This is a genomic window from Paenibacillus macquariensis (assembly GCF_900156375.1).
In the GTDB taxonomy this organism is placed as follows: domain Bacteria; phylum Bacillota; class Bacilli; order Paenibacillales; family Paenibacillaceae; genus Paenibacillus_AQ; species Paenibacillus_AQ macquariensis.
Window position 1 is genome coordinate 222476 of the sequence record NZ_FTNK01000007.1, and the last position, 19345, is coordinate 241820.

15 protein-coding genes are annotated in these 19345 nt (G+C 40.9%); 3 read left to right on the forward strand and 12 right to left on the reverse strand.

The features are described from left to right. The first annotated feature begins 268 nt into the window (after positions 1-268). Positions 269-2227 carry a ribosomal protection-like ABC-F family protein gene (gene abc-f, locus BW961_RS14960; protein WP_068587931.1) on the forward strand — a complete coding sequence of 653 codons (1959 nt, stop codon included), beginning with the start codon at positions 269-271 and terminating at the stop codon, positions 2225-2227. A gap of 131 nt (positions 2228-2358) precedes the next feature. Here abc-f and BW961_RS14965 read toward each other — a convergent pair whose 3' ends face one another. Then, positions 2359-2979 carry a 50S ribosomal protein L25 gene (locus tag BW961_RS14965; RefSeq protein ID WP_068587933.1) on the reverse strand — a complete coding sequence of 207 codons (621 nt, stop codon included), beginning with the start codon at positions 2977-2979 and terminating at the stop codon, positions 2359-2361. Between the two features lie 236 nt (positions 2980-3215). Here BW961_RS14965 and BW961_RS14970 point away from each other — a divergent pair, with 236 nt between their 5' ends. Further along, positions 3216-3833, forward strand: coding sequence for an acetate uptake transporter (locus tag BW961_RS14970; RefSeq protein WP_068587935.1), 618 nt, complete (start codon positions 3216-3218; stop codon positions 3831-3833). Positions 3834-3939: 106 nt separating this feature from the next. Here BW961_RS14970 and pulA read toward each other — a convergent pair whose 3' ends face one another. The 10 genes from pulA to BW961_RS15020 all read right to left on the reverse strand — a co-directional run bounded on the left by pulA (position 3940) and on the right by BW961_RS15020 (position 17445). Further along, entirely contained in the window at positions 3940-6279 is a 2340-nt protein-coding gene (gene pulA, locus BW961_RS14975) for a type I pullulanase (protein WP_068587937.1), read from the reverse strand. Positions 6280-6682: 403 nt separating this feature from the next. Next, on the reverse strand, positions 6683-8398 hold the full coding sequence (gene ptsP, locus BW961_RS14980) for a phosphoenolpyruvate--protein phosphotransferase (protein ID WP_068587939.1): 1716 nt from the start codon (positions 8396-8398) through the stop codon (positions 6683-6685). Further along, on the reverse strand, positions 8391-8666 hold the full coding sequence (locus BW961_RS14985; RefSeq protein ID WP_068587942.1) for an HPr family phosphocarrier protein: 276 nt from the start codon (positions 8664-8666) through the stop codon (positions 8391-8393). Before BW961_RS14985 ends, ptsP begins: the two co-directional genes overlap by 8 nt. A 403-nt stretch (positions 8667-9069) precedes the next feature. Next, positions 9070-9936 (reverse strand): glucose PTS transporter transcription antiterminator GlcT, encoded by an 867-nt coding sequence (glcT, locus tag BW961_RS14990; RefSeq protein WP_068587944.1) that lies wholly within the window; start codon positions 9934-9936, stop codon positions 9070-9072. 151 nt (positions 9937-10087) lie between these two features. Beyond that, positions 10088-11593 (reverse strand): flotillin lipid rafts scaffold protein FloT, encoded by a 1506-nt coding sequence (locus tag BW961_RS14995; protein ID WP_170878570.1) that lies wholly within the window; start codon positions 11591-11593, stop codon positions 10088-10090. Then, entirely contained in the window at positions 11593-12129 is a 537-nt protein-coding gene (locus BW961_RS15000; protein WP_068587946.1) for an NfeD family membrane protein, read from the reverse strand. Before BW961_RS15000 ends, BW961_RS14995 begins: the two co-directional genes overlap by 1 nt. Positions 12130-12344: 215 nt before the next feature. Then, positions 12345-13508 carry an iron-containing alcohol dehydrogenase gene (locus BW961_RS15005; RefSeq protein ID WP_068587949.1) on the reverse strand — a complete coding sequence of 388 codons (1164 nt, stop codon included), beginning with the start codon at positions 13506-13508 and terminating at the stop codon, positions 12345-12347. Positions 13509-13671: 163 nt separating this feature from the next. Further along, the gene (locus tag BW961_RS15010; protein WP_068587951.1) at positions 13672-15261 is read right to left on the reverse strand and encodes a UDP-glucose--hexose-1-phosphate uridylyltransferase; all 1590 of its coding nucleotides are present in this window, start codon (positions 15259-15261) and stop codon (positions 13672-13674) included. An 11-nt stretch (positions 15262-15272) separates the two neighbouring features. After that, positions 15273-16259 carry a UDP-glucose 4-epimerase GalE gene (gene galE, locus BW961_RS15015; RefSeq protein ID WP_068587954.1) on the reverse strand — a complete coding sequence of 329 codons (987 nt, stop codon included), beginning with the start codon at positions 16257-16259 and terminating at the stop codon, positions 15273-15275. Between the two features lies 1 nt (position 16260). Continuing rightward, a complete protein-coding gene (locus BW961_RS15020; protein ID WP_068587956.1) occupies positions 16261-17445 on the reverse strand; it encodes a galactokinase in 1185 nt (394 codons plus the stop codon). 176 nt (positions 17446-17621) lie between these two features. Here BW961_RS15020 and BW961_RS15025 point away from each other — a divergent pair, with 176 nt between their 5' ends. Next, positions 17622-18500: an AraC family transcriptional regulator gene (locus BW961_RS15025; protein WP_068587958.1), complete on the forward strand. Its 879-nt coding sequence runs from the start codon at positions 17622-17624 to the stop codon at positions 18498-18500. 103 nt (positions 18501-18603) lie between these two features. Here the strand turns inward: BW961_RS15025 and BW961_RS15030 are convergent, their stop codons facing one another. Next, positions 18604-19341, reverse strand: a complete 738-nt coding sequence (locus tag BW961_RS15030) for an NAD-dependent protein deacylase (RefSeq protein WP_068587960.1) — start codon at positions 19339-19341, stop codon at positions 18604-18606. Between the last annotated feature and the right edge of the window lie 4 nt (positions 19342-19345).

Consider the following 19345-nt stretch of genomic DNA (forward strand, 5'->3'; position numbering starts at 1 on the left):
GAATGTTCGGCATTTTTTATAAAATGACAACTGAAGCTACCCGTCTGTCTATTTATAAGGTCTCTCATTCAAATCAAAATTGCGAAATGCCACTCCTACCTTGACTTCAACGGAAGAGAAGCGAATATTCAGTCTTTTGACAGTATCCGCTTTTACGAATAATATAAGGCTCTGTTCTTATATTTGAAATAAACGTTGTTTGATCTAGCCACAGGAACATTTCCCTGTGGCTTTTTGTTGTTCGGTGGCATCTATGGAGGAATATATCATGATGATTCAATGTAAAAATGTTCAGAAATACCACGGTGCTCAGCTTGTACTAAATAATATCACGATGGATATACGAGCAGGTGAGAAAGTCGGATTAATCGGCCGGAACGGTTGCGGAAAGACCACGCTGCTTCATTTACTAAGAGAACATGATCGTCCAGATCAAGGGCACATTTCCATACGTAAAGGAGCTAGAATTGGATTTCTAGATCAGATCCCTGTAGAAACAGTAGATAGTACCACATATGAACAATTATTACTCAGCTTTGCGGAACCTCTGAAGTGGCAAGCTCGAATGAACGAACTGGAGCAGTCGCTATCTGACCCACAACGTGCACATCATGAGAAGATATATGAAGAATGGCTTCAGGAGTATGGACGTCTACAGGAGCAATTTGAGCAGGCTGGCGGCTATGAGATGGAGGCTTCTATTGATCGTATTGCGAACGGACTAGGTATCACTCCCGATCAATATCATAGAACCTTCTCTTCCCTCTCTGGTGGTGAGAAGACGAAAGTGGGTCTTGCCTCTCTCCTCTTGAAACAGCCAGATATCTTACTTCTCGACGAGCCTACCAACCATTTGGATATGTCTGCTATTGAATGGCTCGAACAGTTCATTACAGACTACCCTGGTAGTGTCATTGCCATTTCCCATGACCGATATTTTCTTGATAGAATCGTAACCAAAGTCATAGAGATAGAAGATGGCGAAGCCTTTACCTACCATACTAATTACAGTGGCTATATGAAGGAAAAGGAAACCCGCCTCCTGTTACAATTCGCTGATTATCAAGAACAACAGAAACAGATCAAAAAGATGCAAGAATCAATCAAACAATTAATAGAATGGGGCAACCGCTCGAATCCACCTAATCCAGGGTTTCATCGTCGTGCTGCATCAATGCAGAAGGCATTAGATCGTATGCAAAAGTTAAAACGACCTATCTTGGAGCGTAAATCTATGGATCTCCAATTGTCTCAAGAGGATCGTTCTGGGAAACAAGTTCTTGTGATGAAAGAGCTAAGTAAATCATACGACAGCCGTACTCTTTTTGAACATGTCCATGAAGTATTGCATTATGGTGAGTCCGCAATGCTATTAGGTGATAACGGTAGTGGCAAGAGTACCCTACTGAAAATAATACTTGGAATGGAGACACCTTCAGGCGGTGAAGTCACGCTTGGATCACGCGTTAGCATTGGCTATTTAGCCCAAGAAGAGACACCTCAGAACTGGAAACAGAACATTCTACAGTATTTCCGTGAACAAGTCGGAATGGAAGAAGGCGAAGCACGTGGTGAACTAGCACGCTTTCTGTTCTATGGCCCTGACGTGTTCAAGGATGTTCGTAGCCTATCCGGTGGTGAATGGACACGATTAAGGTTCGCTATTCTTATGTACCAGAAACCTAACTTACTTATTCTCGATGAACCTACGAATCATTTGGATATTGATTCAAGAGAAGCACTTGAGGATGCCTTGGAGGAATTCCCAGGTACGCTACTCGCTGTGTCTCATGATCGTTATTTCATCAATCGGATGGGACGTAAAATATGGGTTCTAAAACAAGGCGCGCTTGATGTCATTCACGGGAACTTCGACGACTATAAAGCAATTCAAGCTAGGCAAGTTGTTAACAGTTCCGAACAACTGAGCAATCATGTCAACCCTGATATCCGTTCTTCAAAAGCTAAACAGACTCCCGATACATTTGTTACCAAAACATCCAGAACCAAACGAAACGCATCAATCAAATCTTCTCACGCTTCCCTTGAACTCCAAATTGCAGAACTTGAGAGACAGATTGAACTACTTGATATTCAAATGTTGAGCCCAGACATCTGTCGAGATGCCACTCAACTCTTTTCGCTACAGCAAGAACGTGAAGATATTCAGAAACAATTAGATTCACTGTTCGAACAGTGGATGGAAACAATGCAAATTAACAACTAGAACATTACTGAAACAAGACATCTTATCGTTGGTTGATAGCCCACATTAAATTAACTTCAACAGACATGTAGAACCCCAGCCATGATGGCCGGGGTTCTACGTATTTAGATTCACCAATCCTAGTACCTAGCTTATTCTTTTGTTGCTGCTGTAATACTCGGAGTAACTTCTTCCGTCGTTTCAGCGCCTTCTTCAATTACTGCGCGTGGAGCAGTTACCGCAACAAGCAAATGATCTTCTCCACTTGATGCCAACGTGACACCCCTAGGTAATTTCACTTCAGAAGCCATTAGCTTGTCCCCCATTTCAAGATGAGACACATCTACTTCAATCGTAGATGGAAGTGCGGAAGGAAGACCTTCAACTTCTAGATCGGTTAACAAGTGTTGTACAACACCACCTGATTTACTTCCAATTGCGATACCTTGGAAATCAATAGGTATACTTACACGAAGAGGTTGGGATTCTGATATTTGTAGGAAGTCCACATGACTCCATTGGCCATCTTTTTTCTGGAAATCCTTAATAATAACAGATAGATCATCCATACCTTCGACATGTAATTTAAACATCTCCGAACGACCTGTCCGAGCTAATTTCATCATTTCTTTATGATCAACATGTACCGATAGGCTGTTCGCATTTAAGCCATATATGACTGCTGGAATCCGCCCACTTGTTCTCAAGTCTTTTAGTGAAGATGAAGATTGTTTCTCTGTTCTCTTTTCAGCTGTAATTGAATGAGATGTCATAGTAAATTCCTCCTGTTTTAAATCAGTCTCTTACGCTAATGAATCACGCATATCTACTATTACCCAATTCAGAATGAATTCAAACATTTCATTTGAAATTGTACATAAATTTCCCTTTTTTTCAAGTCATTATTTCTCACAAATTAAACATGCTTTATGGTATGATGTCCAAGGCTGTTTGGAAGCATGTAATGATGCTCCATTCAGTCCCATAATTAATTTACTTGGAGGCTTCTATGTCATCACAAACTAATCAAAAAGTACAAATCGTGACTGCAGATCCGAGCGGGATTGGCTTATTTGGACTGGCCATCGTTACGCTGGTAGCATCCTCACAAAAGCTTGAGCTCACTTCAGGGTTCAGCTACATTATTCCTTGGGCTATTTTTCTAGGTGCTTTTGCCCAATTATTCGCTTCTGTTCAAGACGCCAAACACAATAACACATTCGGAATGACAGCTTTTGGGGCCTACGGTCTATTCTGGCTTGGTGTAGCCAGCAGTTGGCTGATGAAACTTGGCGTATTCGGTCCGGAACTCATGGGAGATATAGACGGTAAGCAATTGGGGTTTGCATTCATTGGTTACTTGGTGTTCACATTATTTATGACCATCGGTGCTATGGAGACCCATAAAGTACTGTTTACCATTTTTGTATTGATTGATTTACTATTCTTAGGCTTATCTTTCGATGCTTTTGGCATTGCGCCACATATCTTTCATACGCTTGCAGCTTACGCTGAAATGGGAATTGCTATCGTCTCACTATATGGCTGTGGAGCATCTGTCCTTAATGCTCATTTCGGTCGTGTTTTTCTACCTCTGGGTAAACCATTTGGTATTTTCAAAAAATAAGATAGATTTATCCCTCATATGACAATAAAGAAATAAATAAAAGACCAACCATTCCCACAGCTAGAAAGGCTAGCGTTAGGATGGTTGGTCTTTTACTTACATCGATTCAACTCGTTCTTCTCCACTGATTCACGTCACTCTTCACAATGATTTGCAAATCACCTTTACCTGTACCTAGATTAATATAACGATCCCGTTCCACATCTTTCTTCTCCCAATCATTTAAGCGGATAATATATCCGATTTGACTTGCACCTGGTAATGCTGAAATCACCGCTACAGCTCTACCATTCTTGATCCCCTCAAAATTCACCTGATGCTCTCGCATCCCTTTTCCCCAAACCCATAGATTCCATCCTTCATAGTCACCCTTAGGTCTTTCATAGTGAATTTGGATATTACGCGTTGGGTAGGGTTTAGCATTCTTTTCTTCGTACAGTATCATCATGGAGAGTCTTGGAATCGTAACCATATCACCATACACCATTTCTAGCGATTCTATCCCCGCAACATGATCGTTAACTGCAACGTTCCATCCTGTTAATGACAAGGGAACTTCCGCTTCAACTGCTTCTGTATTCCCATTATAGATAACGATGATATTACGCCAAGTGTCATCATTCGCATGATTCTTGAGCATATAGGACACCACGTTCCCACGACATTGTAATACCTCCACATGCGCTTCCACTTGCTCTCTAGTGTGCAATCGAAAGGCAGGGTGACTCTTACGAAGCGCAATTAATCCTTTGTAATAATCAAACAATGGCCGGAACCTATGCTTATTATCCCAGCGAATTGCGTTAATAAGATCACCACTGCGATAGCTATTATGATCACCAAATTTGGATCGTAACATCTCGTCACCCGCTTGAAACAAAGGAATACCTTGGGAAGTTAATACGATACCGTTTGCAAGAACGGTCCGACGTACCGTATCGCTCGCGAATATATTTCTTTTATTAACACTTTTATACGGATCTACTGTCTTCATTCCCTCATAATCCAGTTGGTTTCCGAGTGACCCTCCCCTACTATTAAGCAGTCCTGCTTCCTGAGCTAATCCTTCTGTCGTCAACACTTTATCCCATAAATTCAGGTTGTCATGCACAGTCACATAGTTAATCGTCTCTGATGGACAATAGGTGAAGTCATGAATAGATCCGCTTACCCCCATCATGATCTCTAATTCTTTACCACGCTCACCCGTAGCAAATCCTCGTCCCCAACCATCACTATCGCCTTTAATCGCATTACGAAAATGATCATTAAACAATGCGAATTGTTCACCCTTTTGTGTTCCTTTCAAGGTCTGCTGTGTAAGTGGTGTTGCCCCTCCTGTCCAAGGTTCACCATAAAATATTAATGTCTGATCTACTTCTTCAATCAGTTCTTTCGTGATTTCCTTGACTGTCTGTGTATCCGTAAGACCAATTAGGTCGAATCTGAACCCGTCGATGTGATATTCTTCTGCCCAATAACGAACAGAATCCTTAATATATTTACGAACCATTGGACGTTCAGACGCAATCTCATTGCCAACGCCAGATCCATTCGATATTCTTCCCGCTTCATCCGTCCGATAGAAATAATGGGGTACAACCGATTCGAAGGGGCCGTCCTCCACCGTAAACGTATGATTATACACGACATCCATAATGACACGAATCCCTTTTTGGTGAAAAGCTTGGATCATTTCCTTAAATTCAACAATTCGTATTATGGGATCATTAGCATTGCTTGCATAAGAACCCTCCGGAACATTAAAGTTCTGAGGATCATACCCCCAATTGTACAAAGATACAGATGTGTCATGACCATCTACTTGCAGCTCATTTACCGTCTTATAATCAAAAACGGGTAGTAAATGTACATGTGTAATTCCTAGTTCAACCAAATGATCAATCCCCAAAGCATTTCCATAGGCATCCTTTAGCCCTATTTCGGTGAAAGCCTTATATTTGCCTTTATAACACATCCCAGAATCATCATGAGCAGAGAAATCCCGTACATGCAGTTCATAGATGATACTATCTGTTGGATGGCATAGAGGAGGCTTAGCGTCTTCATACCAGCCTACTGGATTTGTTGATTTCAGATCAACAATCGCTGTTCTAGCACCGTTCGCGGTAACGGCCTTTGCATAAGGATCTACCGCATATCGAAGCGCCCCATCCATGAACTCTGTTTTGTACATATAGAATAACCCGTTCAAATCCCCGCTAAAGTAACTCGACCATACTCCGCTGTCGTCCTTCTCCATCACAATCTCATAACCGTTACTATGATCTGTAACGAGTCCTTGCGAATTATACTGACCTGCTTCCTTATATAGAACCAGCGACACTAGACTTGCTGTCGGCGCCCACACCTTAAATAAACTTCCTTGTGGGGCATAACTGCAACCCAAATCTCGACCTTCATAATAACTTGTTATATCGATCATCGAATATCACCACCATCATATCCCTAATATAGGTAACCTAACGACAGATCACATACCACGTTCACCATATTATATGTAATATGGTTTCCTTTAGTAAGGGCTATATCCTATAATATCGCTTTTGCATTAACCGAATTATAAGACCATACACGCCATTCGTTATTTACATAATCATACAATAAGTAATAATGAATGTTGGAAATCAACTTTATTTATCTAATTTACAGGATTATACGCTTCTCAACTCCATTTAAGAATAGCAAAGAATGGAGATAAAAATATTCTATTGTAGGGAGCCCTCTTATTCACAGAACTTATCATGTATAGGCATTTATAACACAACAAAAAGGAGCAGCCCCATGTGTGGGCCACTCCTATTTATTCATACATATATAAATGATTATTACTTACTCACAGTAGCCTTTACCAATTCCACAACTTCTTCTGCGGTACCTTGTTCAAGTGCCTTCTCTGCCAGTTGTAACATATCTGACGCAGATAACTTAGAGATAAGACTTCTTGCAGGAAGAATAGATGAGGCACTCATACTAAATTCATCAAGACCCAATCCAATCAAAAGCGGTATAGCCGTCTCATCACCAGCCATTTCTCCACACATACCAACCCATTTTCCTTGTTTGTGTGCAGCTTTAATGACCATATCAATTAAACGTAATATAGATGGGTTATATGGTTGATATAGATAAGATACGCGTTCATTCATTCGATCTGCAGCCATTGTATACTGAATAAGGTCATTGGTTCCAATGCTGAAGAAGTCCACTTCTTTAGCAAACTGATCTGCTAGCACAGCAGTACTTGGAATCTCCACCATAATCCCGAGTTGAATATTGTCAGACACTGCAACACCTTCAGAAGTCAATTTCTCCTTCTCTTCCAGTAGCACTGCCTTAGCCGCTCTGAATTCACCGAGTGTGGCAATCATCGGGAACATAATACGCAGGTTACCATACACGCTTGCACGTAGCAGAGCACGCAGTTGAACACGGAAGATATCCTGACGATCTAGACACAATCGAATAGCACGGAATCCTAAGAATGGATTCATTTCTTTGGGCATTTCCAAGTAAGGTAATTCCTTGTCCCCACCGATGTCCAACGTACGAACAACCACCGGCTTACCGTTCATTTTTTCCAAAACGGTCTTATACGCGTTATATTGAACGTTCTCAGATGGAAGCTTATCCCGACCCATGTATAGAAATTCCGTTCGGTATAACCCAACGGCCTCTCCACCATTATCAAGAACACCTTCCACATCCGCAGGTGTACCAATGTTAGCAGCTAATTCAACTTGTACATTATCTTTCGTTAGCGTTGGTAGGTCACGAAGCTTTTTCCACTCTGCAATTTGTTGATCGTACGCTTGCTGTTTGATACGGTACTCAGCAACGACTTCTTCTGAAGGGTTAATCAGCACCTCACCAGCTAATCCATCTACAATCACCAGATCACCACTTGTCACTTGAGACAACACATTTTGTGTTCCAACAACAGCAGGAATTTCAAGGGACCGCGCCATAATAGCCGAATGAGAAGTTCTACCCCCAATGTTCGTAGTAAAACCTTTAACATACTTACGATTTAATTGCGCTGTGTCTGACGGTGTTAAATCTTCAGCAATAACGATCGTCTCTTCGGCGATTTCAGCAGGACTTATTTGGCTAATGCCAAGTAAGTGTTTAAGAATCCGCTTCGACACATCTCGCATATCCGCTGCACGTTCTTGTAAGTATGCACTCTTCATATTTTCGAACATTGCAATAAATTGGTTCGCAATCTCATTAAGTGCATAGCTTGCATTAATAGATTCAGTAGTGATAAGACTCTTCACAGGATCAATGAATTCGGGATCATTCAAAATAAGTAGATGAGATGCAAAAATCTCCGCCTTCTTCTCACCTAATTCTTGAAGGGTACGTTCTTTAATTGCCTCAAGTTCAACACTTGATTGTTGTAGCGCGTCGTCCAACTTATCCAATTCTGCCTGGGTATCATTCACTTGCGTCTTCTGTACAGAATAATCCGGATGTTCCAAGATGAACGCTCGGGCAATGGCAATTCCCGCAGAAGCTGCGATGCCCGATATTTTATTCATGAAGTTCGCCTAACCCTTCTTTGATCATTACTTCTTGAAGTTGGTCTAAGGCTGCTACTTCTTCCTCACCTTCTGTAATAAGAACCAAAGTATCTCCCATTTCCAATCCTAATGAAAGCACACCTAAAATCGATTTCAACGTTACTTTCTTACCGTTAGATTCTGCATAAGCTTCTGTTGTTTTGAATTTTGTTGCAGCATTTACCAATGCTGTTGCTGGGCGTGCATGAATTCCGTCTTCGTCCACAATTTTGAATGTTTTTTGCATAATATTCATCCTACTCTCATTTTTAGTTTATTGTTCTATAGCTTATCCATTCTCTTAAGTTAACCACTTAATATCTTCAACCACAATTGCGGTAACCGCTTCTCATCAAAGATGGTCTAAGCGTTGTTGCCTACTTCTAGTACGCCTGCAGCGCCAAGTTGTTTCAGAAGATTCACTTATTAGATTCCTAAAAGTACATAAAAACAAAAAGGCACGAGTTTTTTACAGCACATTGCTTGTTCTTCTAACCTAAGGTTAGATTACCCAATAACGGGGAGAACAATCAGTATACTTTAAATTAACTCATGCCTGAAATAATCAGTTACACGTAAGTACAATATTAAGTTTGTAGAACTACGAATATATTTTAACATCTTTATTACTCTTTTTCAACTTTATTTCTCTACACAAAATTTTTATCACCTGTACCATTTTTTCTCTCAGAAAGCCGTTGTAAATGTACTGTTAAATAGCTTACTTCTGACGGATACACAGGTTTACGTAATTTTTCTTCCATAATTTTAGTCATCTTCCAAGCCAATGAATATAATTCAGGATATTCCTGGTAAAGTAATTTATCAAGTGATCCAATCTCTTGTTCAACCTTGCCACTACGTACGCGCTCTAAGGCAAACCGTAAATGCGTAATAAATCTTGAGTAATCCAATGAGTCACGTGGAATATGGTAATCCATGCTTTGTTCCACAACCTCAACCAAATAAGCAACAAGTTCGGATTGTTTCTTAACTTCACTAACGTGCTGATCCGTAAGCGCACTATGGATATGAAGTGCTACGAAACCAATTTCATCTTCTTCCAAATCCACTTTAAATCCCTTACGAATTAACTTAACTACATGTTCTGCCATTCGATATTCTTCAGGATACATTTCTTTCGTCTCGAATAGAAACGGATTATGCAGTACAATACCCTGATCATAACGTTTAATTGCAAAAGAAATGTGATCTGTTAATGCAATGTGTATATGCTCATTCAGAGGGACCTTACTGTGCTCTTTAATGTATAAAATACCTTCATTGACAATTTCTATCAGATGTTCAGCTACTTGCGGAATTAATTGTTTATACTGCTCTTGTTCTTGTTCATTGGTTAAAATAAACATTTTCTCAACGGACGATAGTGGTAGATCGTCACCAACTTTGCAGTTAAAACCTATTCCTTTACCAATAACTACAACTTCCTGAAATTGCGGATGGTTTGCAATAATGACGTTGTTATTTAGCACCTTAAATACTTGTATATTGCCCATATTTAGCACCTCATTAATATACCCTCAAGCATGAGATATTAACAAAGATCTACTCATTCGTCAACCTCAGAAAGAAGATAATGACTATCTATAAATCAAGCTCTAGTAACATTATCCATTACTAGAGCTTGGGCCTTCACTTATAAGTCAATTATTCTTGTGACGGTAGATCAGAAGGCACTGATGTTACTGTTTGTAACTCAGGCTTCTTTTGAGTAAAACCTTTAATTAGACTTTCAAGGTCGAGCCCCGAAACATTCTTTAGCATTGCCGGTGCAGTGGCCATTAATTCTGTTACGTAATTACTTACTCGAGCAGCACCTTCGCCTTTGCCAGTGTCGACTACAGTCAGATTATCAATAGAAGCCAGTGGCTGTGCAATTTTGCCAGCGAGTTCAGGCAGCATCTTCACGACAATATCGAGTATTGCAGCTTCTCCGTACTTTTGGAATGCTGCAGCCAACTTCTCCTTCGCTTCTGCTTCAGCGAGCCCTCGCAAACGAATGACGTCTGCATCTGCAGTACCTCTTGCCCGTTCCGAATCAGCCATCGCCTGACCATCTAATCGTTTCTGTGATGCCGAAGCTTTCGCTTGTGTCTCGATAGAATATTGCAGCGCATCTGCCTCAAGCATTCTACGTGCTTTATCTGCTTCTGCTCCAATCTCAACAGAATATCGATCCGCATCTGCCTTCTTCTTCACTTCAGCATCATATTGCAATTGGCGAACTAAGATCTCTTTTTCTTGTAAGTCTACTTCACGGTTTTTGCGAACAATTTCTACTTGCATCTGCTCTTCTACTACAATTTGTTTCGCACGGGCTTCTTGTATGTGATAGGCTTGGTCTGCCTCAGCCCTAGCAGTGTCCTGCTCTTTTTTAAACGAAGCGACTTTCAACTCTTTTTCCTTCGATGCTTCAGCAATATTCGTGTCTCTTAGCAGTTCGGCTTTCTGTCCCTGCTCTTCTGCATTGGCCTTCTGAATTCGTGCATCACGTACAGCATCTGCCTCGGCGATTTCTGCATCACGTTTAACCGTCGCAATACGAGGTTTCCCTAGCGCTTCTAAGTATCCATGCTTATCTCGTAAATCTTTGATTGTAAATGAAACAATTTGTAACCCCATTTTCTTCAGATCCCTTGCAGCCACACCCTGTACTTCTTGCGCGAACTTATCACGATTCTTGTAGACTTCTTCTACGGTCATCATTCCTAATATCGCACGAAGGTGCCCTTCCAACACTTCTTGTGCTTCACCTCTGAGTGAATCAACAGGTTTGCCTATAAATTGCTCAGAAGCTGTTACTACGTCTTCAATGGATCCTCCTACTTTAATAATCGCTACACCATCAGCCATAACGGGCACGCCTTGCTCGGTGTATACTTCCGGGGTTGAGACATCTAGCTTATGAGAAAGAAGTGAAATGAATTGCGACTGCTGGAAAATTGGAAGAATGAATGCTCCACCTCCACGAACAATCTTTATTCTACGACCATCTTCATCTGAAATATTACGATTACCCAAGAAAGAACCTGTAACAATCATCGCTTCATCTGGTCCTACTGTCTTATAACGTGCCCAGAATGCCAAACCAAGTACAATAATGACAGCAATTACGATAGCTGGAATAATCAAATAATCTGGTATTGATTCCATTAGACATCATCTCCTCTTTTATCATCAAATTCTGTAACAAATAACACACCATCTACTTCATCAACAATAACAACACGAGTTCCAGCGATCATGACACGTTGTTCTAGACTGGAAGCAATATGTAAGACATTTCCCGCCCCAATCTTAACCATTACTTCTCCATACCCTATGCCAGGAAGAGGAATCGTAATTTCTCCAATCTTACCGACCAGATCATGGATGGAGTAACCCGTAGAATTCTCACTGTTTTCCATCGGTTTGACATAGAGATAATACACAAGAAGAGAAATGAAAATGGCGATTAGGATGGAAAATAACAAATTCGGTATGATACTCAAGTTGGAATGTCGAGTTATCAAAACGCCCGCTCCCCCAAATACCGTAATTGCACTTGCTACCACCATTGGCTTCAGAATATCTACAGATAAGAAATCAAGAATCCCATCCAACGCGTTACTTAGTACGTCCCCGAATACCACACTTACTATGGCAAACAGTACGCCTCCTGCCAAACAACTTAAATAAAGCGCCTCCATTATTTCCGTCCTCCTGTCGCATTTTCTATGTCTATATTAACTTATACGCTTTAACTACCCTATTGTTTCAAATATTTCCTGTATTGTAAATAACCATGGAAATTATTTCGAAGTCCGTTATAAGATGACATCATAAAAGGGACTCCTCCCAAAGGTCATTATTAAGACCTTTGGGAGGAGTCCCTCATTGATATCGCAATTCACATCGTATTATTTTAAAGTGACATGTTGTAGATCTCAACCACGTCTTCTTTATTCAACTTATTAAAGTTACCGAAAGGACCAAAACGTAGCGCCTTATCCGCCATAACCTCAATCTGACTTGCATCAATATCATAATCGCTTAAGCGACTTGGCGCACCGATGGAATTCCAGAATGTACGTAATGCTTCAATTCCTTCAACTCCAACCTGCTCATCACTTTTCCCTGATGGATCAATACCAAATACCTGAATAGCTAATCGTTTGAAGCGTGCAATATCAACGTTCTGGTTATGTTTCATCCAATTCGGGAACAGAATAGCTAATCCGCCGCCATGTGGAATATCATATACAGCCGATACCGCATGCTCTATGTTATGAGTAGCCCAATCGCCCGTCATTCCCATATTCAGTACACCATTCAATGCCATTGTACCGCAATACATAATCGTCGAACGTAATTCAAAATTCTCTAGATCTTCAATAAGCTTAGGCGCTGTCTCGATAACTGTACGTAGAATCGTCTCACAGAATCCATCCTGTACAGGTGTATTACTCTCCGAATGAAAGTAATGTTCTAATACATGAGACATGATATCCACCATACCATACACCGTCTGATCCTTAGGCAAGGAGAATGTATGTGCTGGATCTAGAATAGAGAATGCCGGATAGGCATATGGACTACCCCAGCCCATTTTCTCTTGTGTCACTTCATTAGTGATAACAGATCCACCGTTCATTTCAGATCCCGTTGCAGCCATTGTTAATACGGTTCCTAAAGGAAGGGCAGCTTGAGGAGCAGCTTTACGTTCTAAGAAATCCCACATATCTCCATCATACTTCGCACCAACAGCAATAGCCTTAGCACAGTCAAGTACGCTTCCGCCACCTACAGCCAGAATAAGTTCAATTCCGTTCGATTTACATAGTTCTACGCCTTTGTGTACGGTAGATAGTCGTGGATTAGGTTCTACGCCACCTTGCTCAGTAACTTCAGCTCCAATCTCATTCAACAGGGTCATGACATTGTCATAAAGACCACTACGTTTAATGCTGCCGCCACCATATAGAAACAATACTTTATTTCCGTATTTAGGTACTTCACTTTTAAGTGCATCAAGTGTCCCTCTTCCGAAGATCAACTTGGTAGGATTATTAAATTCAAATGCTATCATTAATTATTTCGCCTCCGATGATAAAAATCATTTCATTCCTGACAAATTATCAATTCACTTCGAAAGATAATTCATCATTTCTATAGTATAAACCTTTCGTGATAGATGAACAAACCGCCCTCCCTCAATGAGGAAGAACGGCTTATTTACGGATTATATTTGATTAGGATTGCTCATATCCCAAATGTTGTAGGAATAATTTAAATGCCTGCTGTCCTGCCTCTGTCCTCTTATATACACCTGCATGCCCCAGAATATCTACGAACTTACACCCAACCTTATGTTGGATCAATTGTACAGCCTCATCTTTGTGATGTTGATTGCCATGTTCATTGACAAGTGACTTGATCCATTCCAAATGCTGAACCAACATAGGCACTTCTCCCGCCATAGCCGAAGTGTAGAGCTCTTCATCACCACTTAAAATATTCGCAACGAGATCGAGCTCTTCCTTCAGTCTTCCAGGCAATATGGCCAGACCCATGACTTCGATTAAGCCAATATTCTCTTTCTTGATGTGGTGCATCTCTGGATGCGGATGGAAGATTCCATCCGGATACTGTTCGTCGGTACGATTATTGCGCAATACGAGATCCATCTCGTAAGATCCATCAACGCTGCGGTGCACGATCGGTGTTACCGTGTTATGTGGAACATCTTCACCGGCGTCATTCTTAGTAAAGGCCAGAATATCCGCATTTGGATCACTATATTGCTTCCATGACTCGTAAATGTTATTAGCACATTCGAGTAGAACCTGACTATCCTGTGAACTAATACGTAATACAGACATCGGCCACTTCACGATACTTACAGATACTTCGGGATATTCATCATGCGTGAATAAGGCTTCTTTAGGAGCATTCTGAATCGGGAATGTATGACGCCCACCTTGGAAATGATCATGCGTCAGAATAGAACCACCGACGATAGGCAAATCTGCATTGGATCCAATAAAATAATGCGGAACAATATCTACGAAAGACAACAGTCTTTTCAATGTATCTTTGGTCAATTTCATTGGCACATGGTCGCGATGAAATATAATGCAGTGCTCATTATAGTACACGTAAGGTGAGTATTGGAACAACCAAGGTTCATCATTCATTACCAATGGGATCACACGTAGATTCTGACGTGATGGATGATTAATTCGTCCAGCATAACCTACATTTTCTCGACATAATTGACACTTAGGATAGATTGGGGGTGGAAGTAATTTCGCCATTGCAATCTCTTTGGAATTCTTCTCTGGTTTAGACAAGTTAATGGTCATTTCGATGTCGCCATAAGCCGTTGCCTGCTTCCAATAGACGTTCTTGGACACCCGGTCCATTCGAATGTAATTAGAATCAATGTTCATTTTGTAGAAATGTTCTGTGGCCGCTTCTATCCCTTGATTCTTAGATATATCTTCAAACTCTGCAATCACTTCCGATGGGCGTGCCATCAGGAGTCCCATAATCTTAGAATCCAATAGATCTCGATACGTATCCGTATTCTCAGGAATAAGTCCAATCTGGTATCCGTATTGAATCAATGTATCAATCATAATCTGCGGACTATCTTGCATAGTATGATCTACTTCGTAAGCGAACGGTTCACTGAAATGGAAGAGATCCATTAATAGGTTACGACTGTAATCAACATCCTCTTCTTTAATTAAATGGTGATCAAAGGCAAACTGAACCAAACGTTCAATCGCATGCAAAGCTTCATCTTGTTCTGGCGTTGTTGTACTTGCGATATCCATATTGATCCCCCTTATTCTCCATATCCCTGTGGATGAGACTGATGCCAACTCCAAGCACTTTGAATGATATTGTCTAGATTGTCGTGGGTTGGATTCCAACCAAGGACGCTACGCGCTTTGTCCGAAGAAGCAACCAATGTGGCAGGATCTCCTGCACGGCGTTCTTGCATCACAACGGGAATATCAAGACCTGTGACTTTCTTTGCAGTTTCAATCACTTCTTTGACAGAGAATCCTTGGCCATTCCCTAGATTAAATACGTTACTGTCATTGCCACTTCTCAAGTAAGTTACCGCACGATAATGTGCATCAGCGAGATCACTCACATGGATGTAATCACGAACACATGTTCCATCTGGTGTAGGATAATCTTCCCCGAATACAGCGATGTTCTCTCTTTGTTTCAATGCAGCTTGCAATACCAATGGAATGAGATGACTCTCTGGTCGATGATCTTCACCAATTCTGCCACTAGCATGTGCACCTGCTGCGTTGAAATAACGCAATGCCACATATTTAATGCCCAGTACTTTATCGAACCATGACATCATACGCTCCATCATTAACTTGGTCTCTCCATACACATTCGTAGGCTCTGTACGATCACCTTCGACAATAGGTACCTTCTCAGGTTCGCCATAAGTAGCTGCCGTGGAGGAGAATACAATTTTACGAACATTAGCTGCATCCATCGCTTCAAGTAAACACAACGTACCAAATACATTGTTATCGTAATACTTAACCGGATTCTGCATACTTTCTCCTACAAGAGAATTCGCTGCAAAATGAATAACCGCATCAATGTCATTCTCACTGAACAACTTTGCAAGTAACTCTTTATCTCGTAAATCTCCTTCATAAAGCTTACCTCCAAGAAGAGCTTCGGGATGTCCTGTCTGTAAATTATCAATTACAACAACTTCTTCCCCAAGATCAAGTAATGCTGCCACGGTATGTGAACCAATATACCCTGCTCCGCCAGTTACTAAGATAGCCATATTATATCTCCTCCTTGATTTCTTTTACGCCATCGCCTACACCACATACATAGAAGTTACCTTCGAATCCAGTTCTTGCTCTATAATGATCGCCAACCTGTTGAACGAATTGTTCTACGGATTCTTCATGGACTAAAGACACGGTACAACCACCAAATCCCGCTCCTGTCATCCTTGCACCAAGTGTGCCTGGAATGCGACGTGCCTCTTCGACCATGACATCTAATTCCACACAACTTACTTCATATAGATCACGCAATGAATCATGCGATGCATTCATTAATTGACCGAATTTCTCTAGATCATGATTCGTCAAAGCTTCCACAGAATCTAGTACACGTTGATTCTCCTCAACGACATGCTGCGCTCTGCGTCTAACCGTCTCATCTTGGATATGAACCTGTAGCGATTCTAATTGGTCTGGTTGTAATTGTGCTAAGTAATTCAGCGTTGGAATTTCTTTCTTCAAAAGCTCCAGTGCGATCTCACATTGTTGACGACGTTCATTATAAGCAGAATCTACGAGTCCTCGACGTTTATTTGTATTACCGATCACTAACTTGTATGAACCTGTACGGAATGGTACATGTTTATACTCCAACGTATCGCACATCAACAGAATAGCATGATCCTGCTTACCATTCGCTACCGCAAATTGATCCATGATTCCTGAATTCACTCCAACATACTGATTCTCAGCTCGTTGTGATAGGCAGGCTATCTCAACAGTATCGGTCTCCTTACCTTCCAACGTTAGTAATGCATACGCCGTCACGACTTCCATAGAAGCAGAGGATGATAATCCAGCGCCATTTGGAATCTCTCCATGGAAGAATAAATCGTAACCTTTCGTCAATTCACAGCCAATTTTTCGTAGTTCTACCATGACTCCGATCGGGTAATCAATCCACTCCCCCGTCTTTTCTTTCCCAATTTCTTGAACATCCATCGTCATCTCAAATGGAATATTAGTAGAAGCGAAGTGAATCTTGTTATCATCTCTTTCACGAATGACTAACGTTGTTCCAAATTCAAGCGCCGCAGGTAGAACGTACCCACCATTATAATCGATATGCTCTCCAATCAGATTAACTCGACCAGGTGCATTAAACACATATTGTTTATGTTTTGTCTCTCCGAATTTGCTTATAAAAGTTTTTTTCAACATTGCTGCTTGTGTACTCATATGCTTTCACCAGCCCTCTTTAGTATCATTCTTCCTTAGTTATAGTATAAATGAAACCGCTAACTATGATAATGCAACCATGTGTGTTTAATATGGATAAATGTGACCTTTCGAAGTATAATGAAATACAATACTACTCTCAAATAATATTATAATAAGATAGGAAGCGCACACTCATGACCTTTAATTCAACCTATTCTGTAGCTGCTAACCCCGTCCATCATGACGGTAATTCTCTGCACGTCCTTTTTGCTGGAGAGAGCCAGACAAGCCCTTTACATGCGTTAGGCCCCAAAATTTATGATTATTATTTGTTACATTTCATTGAAAAAGGAACCGGCACATTTCGTACTGAACATCATATCTATGAACTCGGTGAAGGCTCTTGTTTCCTTATTCATCCTGGACAATTAGTTAGTTATGTTTCTGATGCTGAACATCCTTGGTGCTACCGTTGGGTAGCTTTTATCGGCCATGATGCAAAGGATAAAGTTGCGGAAGCTGGATTTGTAGCCAACCATTCTGTCTTTACGTCCATAAAGGAACATCCACATATCCCTTCAGCCATTTCCCGAATGCAAGAAGTCTTTTATACCAAAAAGGAAAGTGCTTATATGGCTTCGCTAGGTTACCTTTATCTTATTCTAGCAGAAGCACAGGATGTCCTTTCGAGTGAGTCAAGACTTACAGGAACAGAATCACAGGTACAACGAACGGTTAAGCAAATGATCCTTTATATGTCCACACAGTTCGCCCATCCTGTATCCATCGAACAAATGTGTGACAGCTTAGGTTACAATAGGGCATACCTTTCCCGCATTTTCAAGAAAGAAACGGGGCTCTCTCCAATTACTTATTTATTAAAGCTTCGAATTGATAAATCGCGTCAGCTATTACGTGAACGTCCCGAACTGTCCATTGAACAAATCGCCTCTTCCGTAGGAATTACAGACGCCCTATACTTCTCACGACAATTCAGACGATTCTGTAACTTGTCTCCTAGTGCATATCGTAACCGAATAGGGAGAAAACCAGGGGGATCTAGTCAGCCATAATATGAATACGTAGGGATCACATTATCATCAGAAAAAGCCTGCCTTTTCTCAAATGGAGAGAATCAGCAGGCTTGCGTTATAAAATATAGTTCGTTCATACTGGCTACAACAACTTATTCACTTTGTCCATAACTTCCCCTATACGATCTGAAATAAGCAAATCAGCTTGATCATCGTAAGGTGTTGGCTCTGCATTTAGGAGTACAGTTCGGCTTCCTTGGAAATAGGATACTAATTGCGCTGCCGGTTGTACAGTTAGTGAGGTTCCACCAATAATTAATAAATCTGCGGACGAAATGGCATCCATCGAACCATATAAGATTTGAGAATCCAAAGATTCTTCATACAACACAACATCCGGCTTGATGACATTACCACAGGAAAGACAACGCGGGACAATATCTTCACTTGTAATAATGGCTTCCAATCCATAGTAAAGTGAACAACCCATACAATAGTTACGATGAATAGAACCATGTAATTCTAGAACGTTAGAACTTCCTGCTTTTTGATGAAGTCCATCAATATTCTGCGTAATAATGGCCTGTAATTTCCCCTGTTTCTCGAGATTTGCCAGTACATTATGGCAGGCATTAGGCTTGGCATGTTCATGAATCATCTTGCTACGGTAGAAATCATAAAACACTTCAGGATGCTCAACAAAGAAATGATGACTTAGCATCACCTCTGGTGGATAGGGTGAGTCCTGCTCGCTTTGATATAACCCTGCCGCCGAACGAAAATCAGGAATTCCACTCTCAGTTGACGTTCCAGCTCCTCCAAAAAAAACAATTCTACTACTCTCTTGAATCCAAGAGGCCAACGTTTCTATTCTTTCCATACTC

Excerpts from the sequence above, each read along its gene's own strand:
- glcT (WP_068587944.1), bottom strand. The coding sequence starts at position 9,936 with ATGGGCAATATACAAGTATTTAAGGTGCTAAATAACAACGTCATTATT.
- BW961_RS15025 (WP_068587958.1), top strand. The coding sequence starts at position 17,622 with ATGACCTTTAATTCAACCTATTCTGTAGCTGCTAACCCCGTCCATCAT.
- BW961_RS15000 (WP_068587946.1), bottom strand. The coding sequence starts at position 12,129 with ATGGAGGCGCTTTATTTAAGTTGTTTGGCAGGAGGCGTACTGTTTGCC.
- BW961_RS14970 (WP_068587935.1), top strand. The coding sequence starts at position 3,216 with ATGTCATCACAAACTAATCAAAAAGTACAAATCGTGACTGCAGATCCG.
- BW961_RS15005 (WP_068587949.1), bottom strand. The coding sequence starts at position 13,508 with ATGATAGCATTTGAATTTAATAATCCTACCAAGTTGATCTTCGGAAGA.
- BW961_RS15030 (WP_068587960.1), bottom strand. The coding sequence starts at position 19,341 with ATGGAAAGAATAGAAACGTTGGCCTCTTGGATTCAAGAGAGTAGTAGA.
- BW961_RS15010 (WP_068587951.1), bottom strand. The coding sequence starts at position 15,261 with ATGGATATCGCAAGTACAACAACGCCAGAACAAGATGAAGCTTTGCAT.
- ptsP (WP_068587939.1), bottom strand. The coding sequence starts at position 8,398 with ATGAATAAAATATCGGGCATCGCAGCTTCTGCGGGAATTGCCATTGCC.
- BW961_RS14985 (WP_068587942.1), bottom strand. The coding sequence starts at position 8,666 with ATGCAAAAAACATTCAAAATTGTGGACGAAGACGGAATTCATGCACGC.
- abc-f (WP_068587931.1), top strand. The coding sequence starts at position 269 with ATGATGATTCAATGTAAAAATGTTCAGAAATACCACGGTGCTCAGCTT.
- galE (WP_068587954.1), bottom strand. The coding sequence starts at position 16,259 with ATGGCTATCTTAGTAACTGGCGGAGCAGGGTATATTGGTTCACATACC.
- BW961_RS14965 (WP_068587933.1), bottom strand. The coding sequence starts at position 2,979 with ATGACATCTCATTCAATTACAGCTGAAAAGAGAACAGAGAAACAATCT.
- BW961_RS14995 (WP_170878570.1), bottom strand. The coding sequence starts at position 11,593 with ATGGAATCAATACCAGATTATTTGATTATTCCAGCTATCGTAATTGCT.
- pulA (WP_068587937.1), bottom strand. The coding sequence starts at position 6,279 with ATGATCGATATAACAAGTTATTATGAAGGTCGAGATTTGGGTTGCAGT.
- BW961_RS15020 (WP_068587956.1), bottom strand. The coding sequence starts at position 17,445 with ATGAGTACACAAGCAGCAATGTTGAAAAAAACTTTTATAAGCAAATTC.